The organism is Flintibacter sp. SJQ-8 (assembly GCF_054108085.1).
Genome location: NZ_JBPJWR010000009.1, coordinates 340,216 through 355,764, shown reverse-complemented (window position 1 = coordinate 355,764; position 15,549 = coordinate 340,216). Strand labels below are relative to the sequence as shown.

Genomic DNA, 15,549 nt, shown 5'->3' with positions numbered 1-15,549 from the left:
TGACCGAGGTACAGGAGGATTTGAAGAAGCTGCGGGACATCCGCTACTGGGTACGGAAAGCCACACCCGGCACAGAGGAAAGTAAAGAGCCGCCCAAGAAGCAGCCCATCAAAGAAGTCTTGCAGGATAAGGCAGACGAGAAAAAAGCACAAAGAACTGCCCCGGCACAGACGAAACACAGACAACAGGATATGGAACTTTAACAGGCACTTGCCATTTTCAATCAGAGAATGTCAGGTGCTTTTCTTATTTTCAAGGAGGGATAGATTTGAATGTATTTGAAGCTGTGAAGCAGTCCGTCACAACAAGACAGGCTGCGGAGCATTATGGAATCCATGTAGGTCGGAACGGGATGGCTTGCTGCCCGTTCCATAATGATAAAACCCCAAGCATGAAGCTGGATCGGCGTTACCACTGCTTCGGCTGCGGTGCGGATGGGGATGTGATTGATTTTGCCGCCGCCCTGTATGGGCTGGGAAAGAAAGAAGCCGCCGTACAACTGGCACAGGACTTCGGGCTTTCCTATGAGGACTGGAAACCGCCGGGAAAGGCAAAAAAGCCCAAGCCCCGGCAGAAATCCCCGGAGGAACAGTTTCAGGAAGCAAAAAACCGTTGCTTCCGTATCCTTGCCGATTATCTCCACCTGCTTCGGGCATGGAGAAAGGAATATGCCCCGCACTCCCCAGAGGAAGCCTTTCATCCCCGGTTTGTGGAAGCCTTACAGAAGCAAGACCAAGTGGAATATCTGCTGGATGTGCTGCTGTTCGGGGAGACGGAGGAAAAAGCGGCTTTGATTACGGACTACGGAAAGGATGTGATACAGCTTGAACAGCGAATGGCAGAGCTTGCAGCCGCAGGCGCAGCAAGAACTAAAAAACACCATGAACGCCATGCAGCCGCCCCAGAGCATTGAGGAAATCAAGGCGGGGCTGGAAACCACCGAGAAAGGCGGTGTCCGGCAGAGCATACGGAACTGCCTGACCGTATTCCAGCGTGACCCGCTGCTTTCCGGGGCTATCGCATACAACATCCTGACCGACCGCAAGGACATCATAAAGCCCATCGGCTTCCACAGGGAAAGCACCGCCCTGAACGATACGGATATGAAGTATCTGCTTCTTTATCTGGAAGAAACCTACGGGCTTACCAATGAGAAAAAGATTGATAATGCCATCGGGATTGTGGCGAATGAAAACAAGTACCATCCCATCCGGGACTATCTAAGTTCCCTTGTGTGGGACGGGACAGAACGAATCCGTTTCTGTCTGCGGCACTTTCTGGGGGCTGACGCAGACGATTACACCTATGAAGCGTTGAAGCTGTTCCTGCTGGGTGCTATCTCACGAGCCTTTCAGCCGGGGTGCAAGTTTGAAATCATGCTCTGTCTGGTAGGCGGTCAGGGGGCTGGCAAGTCCACCTTCTTCCGTCTGCTGGCAGTCCGGGACGAGTGGTTCTCCGATGATTTGCGGAAGCTGGACGATGACAATGTGTACCGCAAGCTGCAAGGTCACTGGATTATCGAAATGTCGGAAATGATGGCAACCGCCAACGCCAAGAGCATTGAGGAAATCAAGTCATTTTTAAGCCGGCAGAAAGAGGTTTACAAGATACCCTATGAAACCCACCCGGCAGACCGCCCCCGTCAGTGCGTGTTTGGTGGCACTTCCAATGCCCTTGACTTCCTGCCCCTTGACCGTTCCGGCAACCGCCGCTTTATCCCCGTCATGGTGTACCCGGAGCAAGCCGAGGTTCACATTTTGGAGGACGAAGCTGCTTCCAGAGCCTATATCGAGCAGATGTGGGCGGAAGCGATGGAGATTTACCGAAGCGGCAGGTTCAAGCTGGCTTTCAGCCCCGCCATGCAGCGGTATCTCAAAGAACACCAGCGGGATTTTATGCCGGAGGACACCAAAGCCGGAATGATACAGGCGTATCTTGATAAGTACACCGGGAGCATGGTCTGTTCCAAGCAGCTCTACAAGGAAGCCTTGAACCATGCCTTTGACGAACCGAAGCAATGGGAAATCCGGGAAATCAACGAGATTATGAACCAGTGCATTGACCGCTGGCGGTACTTCCCGAACCCAAGAATGTTTTCAGAATATGGCAGACAAAAGGGCTGGGAGCGTGAAAACCCGGCAACGGACTCCGGCAACCCGTCTGAAAAAACGATGGACGGTTTTGTGGAGGTCACAGAACAGATGGAGCTTCCATTCTGAAAATGACAGCCCGTTGCATCCCCTGTTGCTATCCCGTTGCCGAGCCGGTTGCCGGGGAAAATCCCGAAACTATCGGCTTTTCTCCCCTATGACAACCAAAACAACAGAAAAATAAAAGAAAAGTATAAATAGTAACCATCGCCAGATTGAGATTGTTTGCAAGGTCTTTTGAAGCCCGTTGCCGGACTTCGTTGCCGACACCCTCTGTCTGGCTATTTTCATGTATGGAGGATAACTGCCTATGGCAAAAAACAAAACAGAGATTCATGTGACTACTGTGTTTGACGGGGAACTGGACGCAACCGATGTATTCGTCAGCCTGATTTCCCAGAAATACGGCAAAACAAACACGAAAGAATATCTTGCTGAAAAGAAAGATATGAGCTATAATGAAGATGAGGTTCAAAAGAGCCAGATACCGTCTGGATTGTGTGGGTAAATGGCTATGATGAACGAAATGGAATACAGAACAATCGGTTCGGCACTTGCCGGAGGGTATCGTGCAGCGGTCTATTGCAGGCTGTCAAAGGACGATGACCTGCAAGGCGAAAGTGCCAGTATCGCAAACCAGCGTGATATGCTGGAAAAATACTGCGAAAAGCAGGGATGGGAGGTTGTGGCAGTCTATCAGGACGATGGCTTCACAGGTCTTAATATGGAGCGTCCTGATTTACAGAGAATGTTGAGAGCCATTGAGCGCAGACAAATCAACCTTGTCATCACGAAAGACCTCAGCCGACTTGGGCGGAACTATCTGCAAACCGGGCATTTGATTGAGGACTTTTTCCCAAGAAACGGTGTACGCTATATCGCCATGAATGACGGTATCGACACCCTGCGGGATAACAACGATATTGCCCCGTTCAAGAATATCCTGAACGAGATGTACAGCAAGGATATTTCCAAGAAAGTCCATTCCTCTTATCTTCTGAAAGCGCAGAAAGGACAGTTTACCGGGTGTCTTGCCCCGTTTGGGTATCGGAAAGACCCGGAGGACAAAAACCATCTGCTCATTGACGAGGAAACCGCCCCGATTGTGCGGCTGATTTTCGGATATGCCCTGAACGGTCATGGTCCGAACTATATCCGCAGACGGCTGGAGGAAGAAAAAATCCCCTGCCCCACATGGTGGAACCGGGAACGGGGGCTTCGCAATACCCGCACCAAATGGGAAAAGAAAGACCCGGAAAACGGGCGGTATATGTGGGACTTCTCCGTTATCAAAGACCTTTTGATGAATCCCGTCTACACCGGGGCGATTGCTTCCCAGAAAAAGGACTACCGTTTCAAAATCGGCACGATTGGGGAAAAGAAGCCGGAGGACTGGATTGTGGTGGAGGGGCAGCATGAACCGCTGATTGACCGCATGAGCTTTGACATTGTGCAGAACAAGCTGAAATCCCGCCAGCGTCCGGGACAGACTAATGAAATCAGCCTGTTTGCCGGATTGATAAAATGCGGCGAGTGTGGGAAGTCGCTGACGGTACGCTACACAAACGCAAAACATCCCCAGCAGATTTATTCCTGCAAGACCTACAACGCCTTTGGAAAGAACCACTGCACCCAGCACCGGATTGATTATGACACCCTTTACAGCCATGTGCTGCGGAAAATCAGGGAATGTGCCAGAGCCGCCCTGATGGACGGGGAAGCGGTTGCCGACCGCCTGACCAATACCTGTGAAGCCGAGCAGCGGGAACAGCGGGAAGCAATGGAACGCTCCCTTACAAGGGACGAGGAACGGATTGAGGTTCTGGACAAAATGGTCATGCGGCTTTATGAGGATATGATTGCAGGGCGTATCAGTGAGCAGAATTTCAACACCATGCTGGAAAAGACACAGACCGAGCAGACGGAGCTTAAAACAAAAGTGTCAGAGGGCAGAAAGCGGCTGTCCGATGAAGTCCAGCTTGCCAATGACGCAAAACAATGGGTGGAAGCCATTCAGGAATACGCCAACATCACAGAGCTGGACGCAGCCACCCTCAACCGCTTAATCAAAGAAATCGTCGTGCATGAGCGCATTGACGAAAATAAAACAAGACACATTTCTATCGAAATTCATTTTAATCTCAAACCCATCCCGGAGGTGGAACAGGTCACTGCCTGACCTGTCCCGCCGGGACGGTTCTCTTAAAAACACCATATAGATTTTTTGTACGCCGCCGCCCGCCATCGAGCAGAGTTTTACACCTAATTGGGGATAAAACAGCTCATGGCGGGCGGCGGCGTGGCGCTGATCGGCATTACCCTCGTGCCGCTGCTGTCCGGTCTGTTCGGCTAATCGGCAGCTCGTTTGCTTCCCATAAATCCACGGAGGGTGCTGCTTTCGGGCGGCATCCTCCCGAAAGGAGGGCAACCCTATGGATTTCTTATGGGATAAGATCACGGAATGGCTGAAAGAAATGCTCATCGGCGGTATCGTGAGCAATCTGTCCGGGATGTTCGATGCGACCAATCAAAAGGTTGCCGAGATCTCCAGTCAGGTGGGCTTATCACCGCAGGCATGGAACGGCAGCATTTTCAGCATGATACAAAACCTGTCGGAAACCGTGATCGTCCCCATCGCAGGCGCAATTCTCGCCTTTGTGATGACGCTGGAACTGATCCAGCTCATTACCGACAAAAATAACCTCAACGACATGGACACATGGATATTCTTCAAGTGGGCGTTCAAGTCCGCTGCCGCTGTCCTGATCGTAACAAACACATGGACGATTGTAATGGGCGTGTTCGATGCCGCCCAAAGCGTCGTTGCCAGCGCCTCCGGGCTGATTATCGGCGACACCAGCATCAATATTTCAAGCGTCATGGTGGGTATCGAGGATCGGCTGATGGAGATGGAGCTGGGGCCGCTCTTCGGCCTATGGTTCCAGTCTCTGTTCGTGGGCATTACCATGTGGGCGCTGACCATCTGCATTTTCATTATCACATTCGGAAGAATGATTGAAATATATCTCGTCACCTCTGTTGCCCCCATTCCGATGGCGACCATGATGGGCAAGGAATGGGGCGGCATGGGACAGAACTACATCCGTTCCTTGCTGGCGCTGGGCTTCCAAGCATTTCTCATCATCGTCTGCGTTGCCATCTACGCCGTTCTGGTGCAGAACATCGCGCTTGTGGATGACATTATCTACGCCATCTGGACTTGCATGGGCTACACGGTGCTGCTGTGCTTCTGCCTGTTCAAAACGAGCAGCCTTGCCAAGTCCGTGTTCAATGCACATTAACGGGGGGTGATACCATGCTGACACTCACGCCCGTCGCGCTTGCAACAGCGAACGCATTTGTCAATGCGCATCACCGGCACCATAAGGCAACTGCTGGGCATAAGTTTTCCATCGGCTGTGCCAAGGATGGAGAGCTTGTCGGTGTTGCAATCGTAGGCCGTCCTGTGAGCCGGTATCTGGATGATGGCTGGACATTGGAGGTCAATCGCCTTTGCACCACCGGTGAGAAGAACGCTTGCAGCATCCTTTATGCCGCATCCGCGCGGGCGGCAAAGGCAATGGGATACCGCAAGATCATCACCTATACGCTGGATAGCGAGAGCGGCAGCAGTCTCCGCGCCGCTGGTTGGAACTGCGCAGGCTTGGCAGGCGGCAAATGCTGGACAGGCAGCCGTAAGCCCGCCTCCGCTTTGTACCCGGCGCAGATGAAACTTCGATATGAAAAGCTCTTATAAAGGGGGGATTTCTATGGCCTATGTCAACGTCCCAAAGGACTTAACCAAAGTAAAAACCAAGGTGCTGTTCAACCTCACGAAACGACAGCTCATTTGCTTCGGAAGCGGCGCGCTCATCGGCGTACCGCTTTTCTTCTTGCTCAAGGGCAGCATCGGCACCAGCCCCGCCGCCATGGTGATGATGATGGTGATGATCCCGGCCATGCTGTTCGCCATGTATGAAAAGAACGGTCAGCCGTTGGAGGTCGTCATCCGCAACATCTACCGCGTGTGCTTCCAGAGGCCGAAGCAGCGTCCGTATAAGACCAACAATTTTTATGCCGTTCTGGAGCGGCAAAACCAGTTAGACCGGGAGGTGTATCAAATTGTCCGAAAAGAAAAAGCTGACCCGCACCGAACGAAACCAGATCGAAATCGCCATCGCAAGAGCGAACCGAACGGATAAGAAAGAAAAATCGGCGCAGGACAGCATCCCGTATCAGCGTATGTGGCCGGACGGCATCTGCCGTGTGACCGACACGCGCTACACCAAAACGATCCAGTATCAGGACATCAACTACCAGCTCTCACAGAACGAGGACAAGACCGCCATCTTCGAGGCGTGGTGCGATTTCCTGAACTACTTTGACAGCTCCGTGCAATTCCAGCTTTCCTTTGTGAACCTCTCGGCTTCGCAGGAAACCTTTGCACGGAGCATTTCCATTCCGCCCTGCGGGGACGAGTTTGACGTCATCCGCGCCGAGTACGCCGGTATGCTGCAAAATCAGCTTGCCCGCGGCAACAACGGCCTCATTAAGACCAAGTATCTCACGTTCGGCGTTGAGGCCGACAACCTCCGCGCTGCCAAGCCCCGTTTGGAGCGCATCGAAACCGACCTTCTGAACAACTTCAAGCGGCTGGGCGTTGTGGCTGCGCCGCTGAACGGCTTTGAGCGCCTGCACGTCATGCACGACATTCTGCGGATGGACGAGCAGGAACCGTTCCGCTTTTCGTGGGACTGGCTGGCTCCCTCCGGGCTGTCCACCAAGGACTTTATCGCGCCCAGCTCCTTTGAGTTCAAGACCGGCAGGATGTTCCGCATGGGCAAAAAGCTGGGCGCGGTCAGCTTCGTGCAGATTCTGGCACCGGAGCTGAATGACCGGATGCTGGCGGACTTTCTGGATATGGAGAGCAGCGTCCTCGTCAACCTCCATGTGCAGTCTGTGGATCAGGTCAACGCCATCAAGACCGTCAAGCGCAAGATCACTGATCTCGACAAGTCCAAAATCGAGGAACAGAAGAAAGCCGTCCGCGCCGGGTACGACATGGACATTATCCCGTCTGACCTCGCCACCTACGGCGCAGAGGCTAAAAAGCTGTTGCAGGATTTGCAGTCCCGCAATGAGCGAATGTTCCTGCTGACCTTTCTCATTCTCAACACGGCGGACACGCCCCGGCAGCTCGACAACAACATCTTCCAGACCTCCAGCATCGCGCAGAAGTATAACTGTGCGCTGACCCGGCTGGACTTCCAGCAGGAGGAAGGACTGATGAGCAGCCTCCCGATGGGGCTGAATCAGATCGAGATTCAGCGGGGCTTGACCACCTCCAGCGTGGCGATTTTTGTGCCTTTCACCACGCAGGAGCTGTTCCAGAGCGGTTCGGAGGCGCTGTACTACGGCATCAACGCCCTTTCCAACAACCTTATCATGGTAGACCGCAAGCTGCTGAAAAACCCCAACGGTCTGATTTTAGGCACTCCCGGCAGCGGCAAGTCGTTTTCGGCAAAACGTGAGATCACCAATGCGTTTCTCATCTGCCCCAAGGATGACATCATCATCTGTGACCCGGAGGGCGAATATACACCGCTGGTGGAGCGCCTGCACGGTCAGGTCATTAAGCTGTCGCCCACCGGCAAGGGCTACGACGGTTCGCCCTGCTACATCAATCCGATGGACTTGAATCTGGATTACAGCGACGATGATAACCCGCTGAGCCTGAAATCCGACTTCGTTCTGTCGCTGTGCGAGTTGATCGTCGGCGGCAAGGATGGGCTTGCCCCTGTGGAAAAAACCATCATCGACCGCTGTGTGCGCATCGTCTACCGGGATTACCTCAACGACCCGAAGCCGGAGAATATGCCGTTGCTGGAGGACTTGTATAACGCCCTCCGTGCGCAGGATGAAAAGGAAGCGCAGTACATTGCCACCGCCCTTGAAATCTACGTCACCGGCTCTCTGAATGTGTTCAACCATCACACGAACGTGGATGTGAACAGCCGCATCGTCTGCTATGACATCAAGGAGTTGGGCAAGCAGCTCAAGAAAATCGGGATGTTGGTGGTGCAGGATCAGGTCTGGAACCGTGTGACCATCAACCGCGCCGCCCATAAAACGACCCGCTACTATCTTGACGAGTTCCATCTTCTCTTAAAGGAGGAACAGACGGCCTCGTACAGCGTCGAGATCTGGAAGCGCTATCGCAAATGGGGCGGCATCCCCACCGGGATCACGCAAAATGTCAAAGACCTGTTATCCAGCCGCGAGGTTGAGAACATTTTTGAGAACAGCGATTTCATCTATATGCTCAATCAGGCCGCTGGCGACCGGCAGATTCTCGCAAAGCAGCTCAACATTTCGCCGCATCAGCTTTCTTATGTGACCCACTCCGGTGAGGGCGAGGGACTGCTGTTCTACGGCAACACGATCCTGCCCTTCATTGACCACTTCCCGAAGGACACTGAGCTGTACCGCGTTATGACCACCAAGCCGCAAGAGGTGGCGTCGGCATGAAAAGAGAACCGCGTTTACAGTTTTCCGACGCCGATCTTGCCGAGCCGAAGCTGGAAAAGCCCATCAAGCGGGTAAAAAAAGCTGCGGCCAAGGCGGATAAGGCGCAGGCGAAAATCCCCAAGAAAACCGTGGTCAAAAAGGAACGCGGCTTTGATCCTGCCACCGGCAAGGTCAAAACGCAGCTCCGTTTTGAGGAAGTGGATAAGAAAAAGCCTCCCTCCAAGCTGACCCATGCCGTGCGGGATGCCCCCGCCAACTTTGTTCTCTCTCAGGTTCACCGGGAGGTGCGGCAGAGCGAGGATGACAATGTAGGCGTAGAGGCCGCGCACAAGGTAGAGCAAGCCGTGGAGAGCGGCGGGCGGCTGGTGCAGTCTGCCCACCGCGCCCATCAGCTCAAGCCTTATCGTGCCGCCATCCGTGCAGAGAAAAAGCTGGAACGAGCCAATCTTGACGCGCTCCAGAAGAAAGCAGAGATCGACAGCCCCACCAGCAATCCCGTTTCCAAGTGGCAGCAGAAGCAGGCAATTAAGAAGCAGTATGCCTCTGCCAAGCACAATCAGGCGGCGCAGACTACGGCAAAGGCGGCAGAGAATACCGCCAAGGCCGCGAAAAAAGCCGCTGAAAAGGCTGAGAAAGCGGGCAAATATGTGTGGGAACACCGGCGCGGCTTTGCCATTGCCGCCGCGATTCTGCTGATGCTGGCGTTTCTGCTCAACGGCCTGTCCTCCTGCTCGGTGATAATGGACGGCGTCGGCTCCGGGATCGCGGTCAGCACTTATCCATCGCAGGACGACGATATGCTGGGCGCGGAAGCGCAGTATTGCGCGATGGAAGCAGAGCTTCAGCGCTACCTCGACACCTACGAAAGCACCCACGACTACGATGAGTACCACTTTGATCTGGACACCATCGAGCATGACCCCTATGTACTCATTTCCATGATTACGGCGCTGCATCAAGGGGAATGGACGCTGGATGAGGTGCAGGGTACGCTCCAAATGCTCTTTGACCGCCAGTACATTTTGACCGAGGATGTGGTGGTGGAAACCCGCTACCGCACAGAAACCGACACATGGACGGACGCGGACGGCAACACCCATACGGACACCTATCAGGTGCCGTATGACTACTACATCTGCACGGTCACGCTGGAAAACTTCAATCTCTCCCATGTTCCCGTTTACATTATGAGCGAAGAACAGCTCGGAATGTACGCCACCTATATGGCCACCCTCGGCAACCGTCCCGACCTGTTCCCCGGTTCAGGCTACATCGGCAAGTATGTGGAGGGCAGCTATACCGACTACGACATTCCCCCGGAGGCGCTGGACGATGAGGTATTCGCCGCCATTATCAAGGAAGCGGAAAAGTATCTCGGCTACCCCTACGTTTGGGGCGGCAGCAGTCCCTCCACCTCGTTTGACTGTTCGGGCTTCGTCAGTTGGGTCATCAATCATTCCGGTTGGGATGTGGGCAGGCTGGGAGCGCAGGGGCTTTGCAACATCTGTACGCCCGTATCCTCTGCCAACGTCAAACCGGGCGATCTGGTGTTTTTCACCGGAACGTATGATACCCCCGGTGTCAGCCATGTGGGTATCTACGTCGGCAACAATATGATGATCCACTGTGGCGACCCGATCTCTTATGCGAACTTAAATTCAAGCTATTGGCAGTCCCATTTCTACCGCTATGGGCGCTTGCCGTAAAGGAGAGTGAACGATATGAACCCGAAAATCATGAAGCTCCGTGGGGAGCTGGAGAAGAACAAAGGCAAAATCTCCGATCTGCAAGGCCGCAACCGCGAGCTGGAAAAGCAGATTCGTGAGTTGGAGGACACCGACATCATCGGCATGGTGCGTGAGAACGGCATGACGATGGAGCAGTTCGCCGAGCTGTTCCGCCGTATGCAGGCCGCGCCTGCACCGGCCACTTTGGAAAAGGAGGCGTTGAACCATGACTAAGAACACACCGCGCATTTTTATCAGTCTGCTGCTGATGCTCTTGTGTATCGGGATTCTCCCCGTTTCCGCTTTTGCCAGCAGCGGCGACTATCCCGATGATACGCTGCCTGCCGTCGAAAGCAGCGCCGCAGACACGCAGGAAACAAAACAGATCGGCACGGTCACGACCAACGGCGGCAACCTGAACGTCCGCACCGGCGCGGGACTGGACAACACCGCGTTTACGCAGCTCCCCAACGGCACGGTGGTCGATGTGATTGGCAGGGACGGCGATTGGGTAAAAATCCTGCTGCCTGCCCGTGTGGGCTATGTGTACGGCAGCTATCTGACCGTCACCGACGCCGCCGACAGCACCGTGAGCATCGGCGGCATTACGCTTCCGCTTGATGAAAAAGAGCTGACCGACCTCTGGCAGCTCCTTCTCGGCAGCATGACGGGCGGCAGCGACGCGCTGACACCGGACGGCAATCTGACGCTGATCGACGATATTGGCTCCAGCACCAAGGCAGGAAAACAGTTCATTACGCTGGAGAGTAAGAACGGCAATGTGTTTTACATGATTATTGACCGTGACGATGAGGGCGAAGAAACCGTCCATTTCTTGAATCAGGTGGATGAGGCTGACCTGATGGTGCTGACCGGCGAGGAAGAAACGCCCGCCGTCTGCTCCTGCCCCACCAAATGCGCGGCTGGTGCGGTCAATACATCCTGCCCCGTCTGCGCTGTCAACATGACCGAGTGCGTGGGCAAGGAGGCAAAGCCCGAAGTCCCCGCTGAGCCGACAGAACCCGCCGCCGAGGAACCGGAGAAAAAGAGCGGCGTGGGCGGCATCCTTGTTGTTCTGCTGATCCTTGCGCTGGGCGGCGGTGCCGCGTTCTACTTCTTCAAGCAGAAAAAGGCCAAGCCGCAGACCAAGGGCAGCGCCGATCTGGACGATTATGACTACGGCGAGGGCGAGGACGAATATGAGTTTGAGCCGTATGAGGGCGAACCGGAACAGGATACTACGGAGGATACAGACGCATGAGATATTTCACCAATAACCCGCTGGAACGCCTGATGATGCAGAAGCCGAAAGCAGCGCGGGAGGACAGCTCTCCCGCCGCTGCCAAGGAACACTTCTGCTACGGCTGCAAGCGCTTCGGACAGAGCTGCGTTCGCCCCTGCTACCGTGACGTAAAGAGAATGGAGGCTGCGCCATGCGCCTTGTGATCGCCGAAAAACCCTCCGTGGCGCAGAGTATCGCCGCCGTGCTGGGCGCAAAGTCGCGGCATGACGGGTATCTGGAGGGTGGCGGGTACATTGTGTCGTGGTGCTTTGGGCATCTGGCAGAGCTGGCCGACGCCGCCGTTTACAATGCAGATGATGCCAAATGGACGCTGGCTGCGCTGCCCATAATTCCTACCTCGTTCCGCTTCATCGTCCGCTCTGAAAAGCAGAAGCAGTTTGACATTCTGCGGGAGCTGATGCGCCGGGAGGATGTGACCGAAGTGGTCAACGCCTGCGACGCAGGGCGCGAGGGCGAGCTGATCTTCCGCACGGTTTACTGCCTTGCGGGATGCTCCAAGCCGATTCTGCGGCTTTGGATTTCCTCCATGGAGGATGATGCCATCCGCAGCGGCTTCCAGCAGCTTAAATCTGGGCGCGACTATGACGGCCTGCATCAATCTGCCCTGTGCCGCGCCAAGGCTGATTGGCTGGTTGGTATCAACGCCACGCGGTATTTCTCCCTGACGTATGGCCGCACATTGAACATCGGGCGCGTCATGTCGCCCACGCTGGCGCTGCTGGTACAGCGCGAGGCGGAGATCTCCGCATTTGCGGCAGAACCGTTCTACACCGTCCAGCTCGATTGCGGCTTTCCCGCCACGACAGGCCGAATGAAGGACAGGAAGGACGCCGACGCCATCGCCAACGCCTGCAAGGGCAAGGCAGTAACCGTCAAAAGCGTGGAGCGCAAGGAAAAGTCTGAGAAAGCGCCCGCGCTCTACGATTTGACCTCCCTCCAGCGCGACGCCAACCGCGTTCTCGGCTACACCTCTCAGCAGACCCTCGACTATCTCCAAGCGCTCTATGAAAAGAAGCTCTGTACCTACCCGCGCACCGACAGCCGCTTCCTGACCGACGATATGGAGGGCAGCGTCCCCGGCCTTGTCGCTGCCGCTGCCGCTGTCTGCGGCATGGAGAAGCCTCCGACCATCTGCGCCAAGCAGGTATGCAGCAGTAAAAAAGTCACCGATCACCACGCCATTGTTCCCACCATCAGCGCGGAAAAGGTAGATATGGCCTCTCTGCCGCTGGGCGAACGCGAGGTGCTGAAGCTGGCGGCAAGGGGCTTGCTTCGTGCGGTGGATGAACCACATCGCTACGCAGAAACGGTCATTACGGTGGAATGTGCCAGTCAGAGCTTCACCGCCAAGGGAAAAACCGTTCTTGCTCCTGGCTGGAAGCGCTATGAGCAGGAGCAGACGGAGGCAGCGCCCGCGCTGCCGGTGGTAACGGATAATCAGACGCTTTCCGTATCTGCCGCGTCGGTCAAGACCGGAAAAACCACGCCGCCCAAGCATTTCACCGATGTGATATTTTGTGAGCGTAAGGAGTGGATAGGAATTGAAGAAAACATCGCTTGACAAGGGCACACAGAGAAAAACAACTGAAAATGAGCTGCCAAGCCTTACACAATGCACCGCCTAACAGGACATAGGCGGTGTTTTTGTATGCAGACAGCGTTTTCTCTGTGTGCTGATATGGGCCAGCCGTGCGGCATGGCCTAAATTCTTGTCAAGGAGGTTATTCGTGTCATGGCAGAAGAAAACAAGCATCCCCCTACCACGGAGGAACAGGCTCCGCCTGAAATGCCGGGAAAGGCCCCAAAAATGGAGCAGGCCGAAATCCCTGATGTGGGCGGCGGCCCCGCTCCGTCCGCAAAGGTGATCGACCTTTCCGCGATGCGTTCCACGCCGGAAAAGGATGCTCCGACGGACATCCCCAAGGAGCCGGAAGCCCAGCCTGTTTCCGTCACCGAGTACAGCAAGCAGGAATGGAAAAAGCCCATGCCAGAGCCGGAGAAGCCCAAGCCCAAACGGGGCCGCCCTGCAAAAGCCGAAAAAGCCACGCCCACCGAGCCGGGGGCCAAGAAAGAGGTAAAAGCGGAAAAGCCCCGCCGTGGCCGTCCGCCCAAAACGGAAAAGACAGCCCCGGAGCAGACCAAGCCGCCCAAGGCTGGCAAAACCCATGCAGCCCCCGAGGAAAAGGCAGCACCTCCGGCCCCGGAAGTGCCGCCTACACCCCGTGACGCTACCCGCGCCGAGAAAGAGGAGATCGTCTATCTTGACCTTTCCGACCTGCACCCGTTCAAGGATCATCCTTTCGGTGTCCGTGACGATGCGGAAATGAAATCTCTGGTGGAAAGCGTCCGTAACGGCGGCGTCAACCAGCCTGCGCTGGTGCGTCCCCGTGAGGGCGGCGGCTATGAGATCATCGCGGGCCACCGCCGCCAGATGGCCAGCCAGCTTGCCGGGTATCGCAATATGCCCTGTATCGTCCGCAATATGACGGATGACGAGGCCATTCTCGCTATGACGGATGACAACCTCCGTCAGCGCGAAACGATTTTGCCCAGCGAAAAGGCTATGTCCCTGAAAATGCAGTATGAGGCCATCAAGCATCAGGGGGCGCGCGGCGACAGCGCCGAGGCCGGAAAGCTCTCACTTGAAAGCGTGGGCCAACGCAACGGCATGAGCGTGAAAACCGTACAGCGGTATATCTGGCTCAATGATCTTGTGCCGGAATTGAAGCAGACGATGGATGACGGAAAGTTGTCTTTTACCCCGGCTGTGGAAATTTCCCGTGTGCGCCCCAAGCACCAGAAGTATATTGCCGTGTCCATTGAGGGCCAGCAGGCTTCGCCCTCCAAGGGTCAGGCAAAGCGGCTCCGTGAGCTGGATAAGGAAAACAAGCTCTCCCCGGACGTGATCGACGGTATTTTGTGTGAAGAAAAGAAAAAGGAGGATCGTGACGTGATTATTACTGGCGCTGAACTGGAAAAATTTTTTGGTAAGGAGGCCACGCCCCGGCAGATGAAAGACCAGATCATGACGCTGCTGGAGGACTGGAAAGAGCGGCAGCCGCCCGAGCTTGCCAAGCCCGACAAGAAAATGGATATGGAAAAGTAACGACCTCTGGCCACCATGACCAGAGGCTTTTTGCTGCCCTATCCGGGGTGCCCCGCAAAGTCGCAAGACTTTGTGGGGAGAGGAGGCGCAACGGAATGATCGAGCTTTTGCCATCCGGCAAAAGTGAGGGATATGAAGTTTGTGCCGACGATGTGGCTCTTGTGGTTATATCCCCCGTCGCCGCCCGTAATCGAGCACAGGCGGGAGTGGGCTGTCAAGGGGGCTTCGCCCCGCCGTGTGCGGCGGCCTTGCCCTTGACCGCCTGCCCCGGCTGTGCTTTTTCTCCGGCAAGCGGCGGGGGTATATCCTCCAGAGCCGCCGCCTTTTCCAAGATTGGAAAAGGGCGGGGGAAAAAGGTTGACCCACTACATTATAAAAATGGAGGTTTTCAAAATGAAACGACCCCTTGCGTATATCACCGCCGCGTGGAGCGGCGATCCCTGCGAGGCGACGGAGCAGGCCGCCAAGTATTGCCGCGCTGTCTATGAGGCGGGCTTTTCGCCCATCTGCCCCACGCTCTATCAGCCGCTTTTCCTGAACGATGCCGTTCCCGAGGAGCATAAAAGCGGCATCGACATGGGCCGTGACCTGCTCCGCCGCTCTCATGTGCTGGTGGTGTGCGGCAGTATCTCCACGGAAAGCATGAAAAACGATGTGGCCGTGGCCCAGCGGCTGGGGATCACGGCAACCACGCTGGACGGCATCCTGACCGTAAAGCGTCAGGGCCGCCGCTGA

At 55.4% G+C, this 15,549-nt stretch carries 15 protein-coding genes and 2 pseudogenes; all 17 read left to right on the top strand.

The genetic code is table 11. The features are described 5' to 3' along the window. Positions 1-203 (top strand): annotated as a pseudogene (locus ACSAMP_RS07955) (MobQ family relaxase); the annotation flags it as partial. Between the two features lie 65 nt (positions 204-268). Beyond that, positions 269-913, top strand: coding sequence for a CHC2 zinc finger domain-containing protein (locus ACSAMP_RS07950; RefSeq protein WP_457800062.1), 645 nt, complete (start codon positions 269-271; stop codon positions 911-913). Beyond that, on the top strand, positions 882-2,219 hold the full coding sequence (locus tag ACSAMP_RS07945) for a virulence-associated E family protein (RefSeq protein ID WP_330417554.1): 1,338 nt from the start codon (positions 882-884) through the stop codon (positions 2,217-2,219). The genes ACSAMP_RS07950 and ACSAMP_RS07945 overlap by 32 nt, the downstream gene beginning before the upstream one ends. 241 nt (positions 2,220-2,460) lie before the next feature. Then, complete coding sequence (locus ACSAMP_RS07940) at positions 2,461-2,658, top strand: hypothetical protein (protein WP_131970605.1); 198 nt, start codon at positions 2,461-2,463, stop codon at positions 2,656-2,658. Then, positions 2,659-4,329 carry a recombinase family protein gene (locus ACSAMP_RS07935; RefSeq protein ID WP_131970603.1) on the top strand — a complete coding sequence of 557 codons (1,671 nt, stop codon included), beginning with the start codon at positions 2,659-2,661 and terminating at the stop codon, positions 4,327-4,329. A 90-nt stretch (positions 4,330-4,419) separates the two neighbouring features. Beyond that, positions 4,420-4,503 (top strand): annotated as a pseudogene (locus ACSAMP_RS07930) (Maff2 family mobile element protein); the annotation flags it as partial. Positions 4,504-4,582: 79 nt separating this feature from the next. Next, entirely contained in the window at positions 4,583-5,452 is an 870-nt protein-coding gene (locus ACSAMP_RS07925; RefSeq protein ID WP_270599461.1) for a VirB6/TrbL-like conjugal transfer protein, CD1112 family, read from the top strand. Between the two features lie 14 nt (positions 5,453-5,466). Then, entirely contained in the window at positions 5,467-5,907 is a 441-nt protein-coding gene (locus tag ACSAMP_RS07920; RefSeq protein WP_186908341.1) for an XF1762 family protein, read from the top strand. 13 nt (positions 5,908-5,920) lie between these two features. After that, positions 5,921-6,352 carry a PrgI family protein gene (locus ACSAMP_RS07915; RefSeq protein WP_457800061.1) on the top strand — a complete coding sequence of 144 codons (432 nt, stop codon included), beginning with the start codon at positions 5,921-5,923 and terminating at the stop codon, positions 6,350-6,352. Beyond that, positions 6,291-8,678, top strand: a complete 2,388-nt coding sequence (locus ACSAMP_RS07910) for a VirB4-like conjugal transfer ATPase, CD1110 family (RefSeq protein WP_457800073.1) — start codon at positions 6,291-6,293, stop codon at positions 8,676-8,678. Before ACSAMP_RS07915 ends, ACSAMP_RS07910 begins: the two co-directional genes overlap by 62 nt. After that, entirely contained in the window at positions 8,675-10,384 is a 1,710-nt protein-coding gene (locus ACSAMP_RS07905; RefSeq protein ID WP_457800060.1) for a C40 family peptidase, read from the top strand. Before ACSAMP_RS07910 ends, ACSAMP_RS07905 begins: the two co-directional genes overlap by 4 nt. Before the next feature lie 15 nt (positions 10,385-10,399). Continuing rightward, positions 10,400-10,639 (top strand): DUF4315 family protein, encoded by a 240-nt coding sequence (locus ACSAMP_RS07900; RefSeq protein ID WP_118625738.1) that lies wholly within the window; start codon positions 10,400-10,402, stop codon positions 10,637-10,639. Then, complete coding sequence (locus ACSAMP_RS07895; protein ID WP_457800059.1) at positions 10,632-11,666, top strand: CD1107 family mobile element protein; 1,035 nt, start codon at positions 10,632-10,634, stop codon at positions 11,664-11,666. Before ACSAMP_RS07900 ends, ACSAMP_RS07895 begins: the two co-directional genes overlap by 8 nt. After that, positions 11,663-11,851, top strand: coding sequence for a hypothetical protein (locus ACSAMP_RS07890; protein WP_120151296.1), 189 nt, complete (start codon positions 11,663-11,665; stop codon positions 11,849-11,851). The genes ACSAMP_RS07895 and ACSAMP_RS07890 overlap by 4 nt, the downstream gene beginning before the upstream one ends. Continuing rightward, on the top strand, positions 11,839-13,269 hold the full coding sequence (locus tag ACSAMP_RS07885) for a DNA topoisomerase (RefSeq protein ID WP_457800058.1): 1,431 nt from the start codon (positions 11,839-11,841) through the stop codon (positions 13,267-13,269). Before ACSAMP_RS07890 ends, ACSAMP_RS07885 begins: the two co-directional genes overlap by 13 nt. A 171-nt stretch (positions 13,270-13,440) precedes the next feature. After that, the gene (locus tag ACSAMP_RS07880) at positions 13,441-14,814 is read left to right on the top strand and encodes a ParB/RepB/Spo0J family partition protein (protein ID WP_457800057.1); all 1,374 of its coding nucleotides are present in this window, start codon (positions 13,441-13,443) and stop codon (positions 14,812-14,814) included. A 393-nt stretch (positions 14,815-15,207) separates the two neighbouring features. Further along, complete coding sequence (locus tag ACSAMP_RS07875; RefSeq protein ID WP_055060880.1) at positions 15,208-15,549, top strand: DUF7768 domain-containing protein; 342 nt, start codon at positions 15,208-15,210, stop codon at positions 15,547-15,549.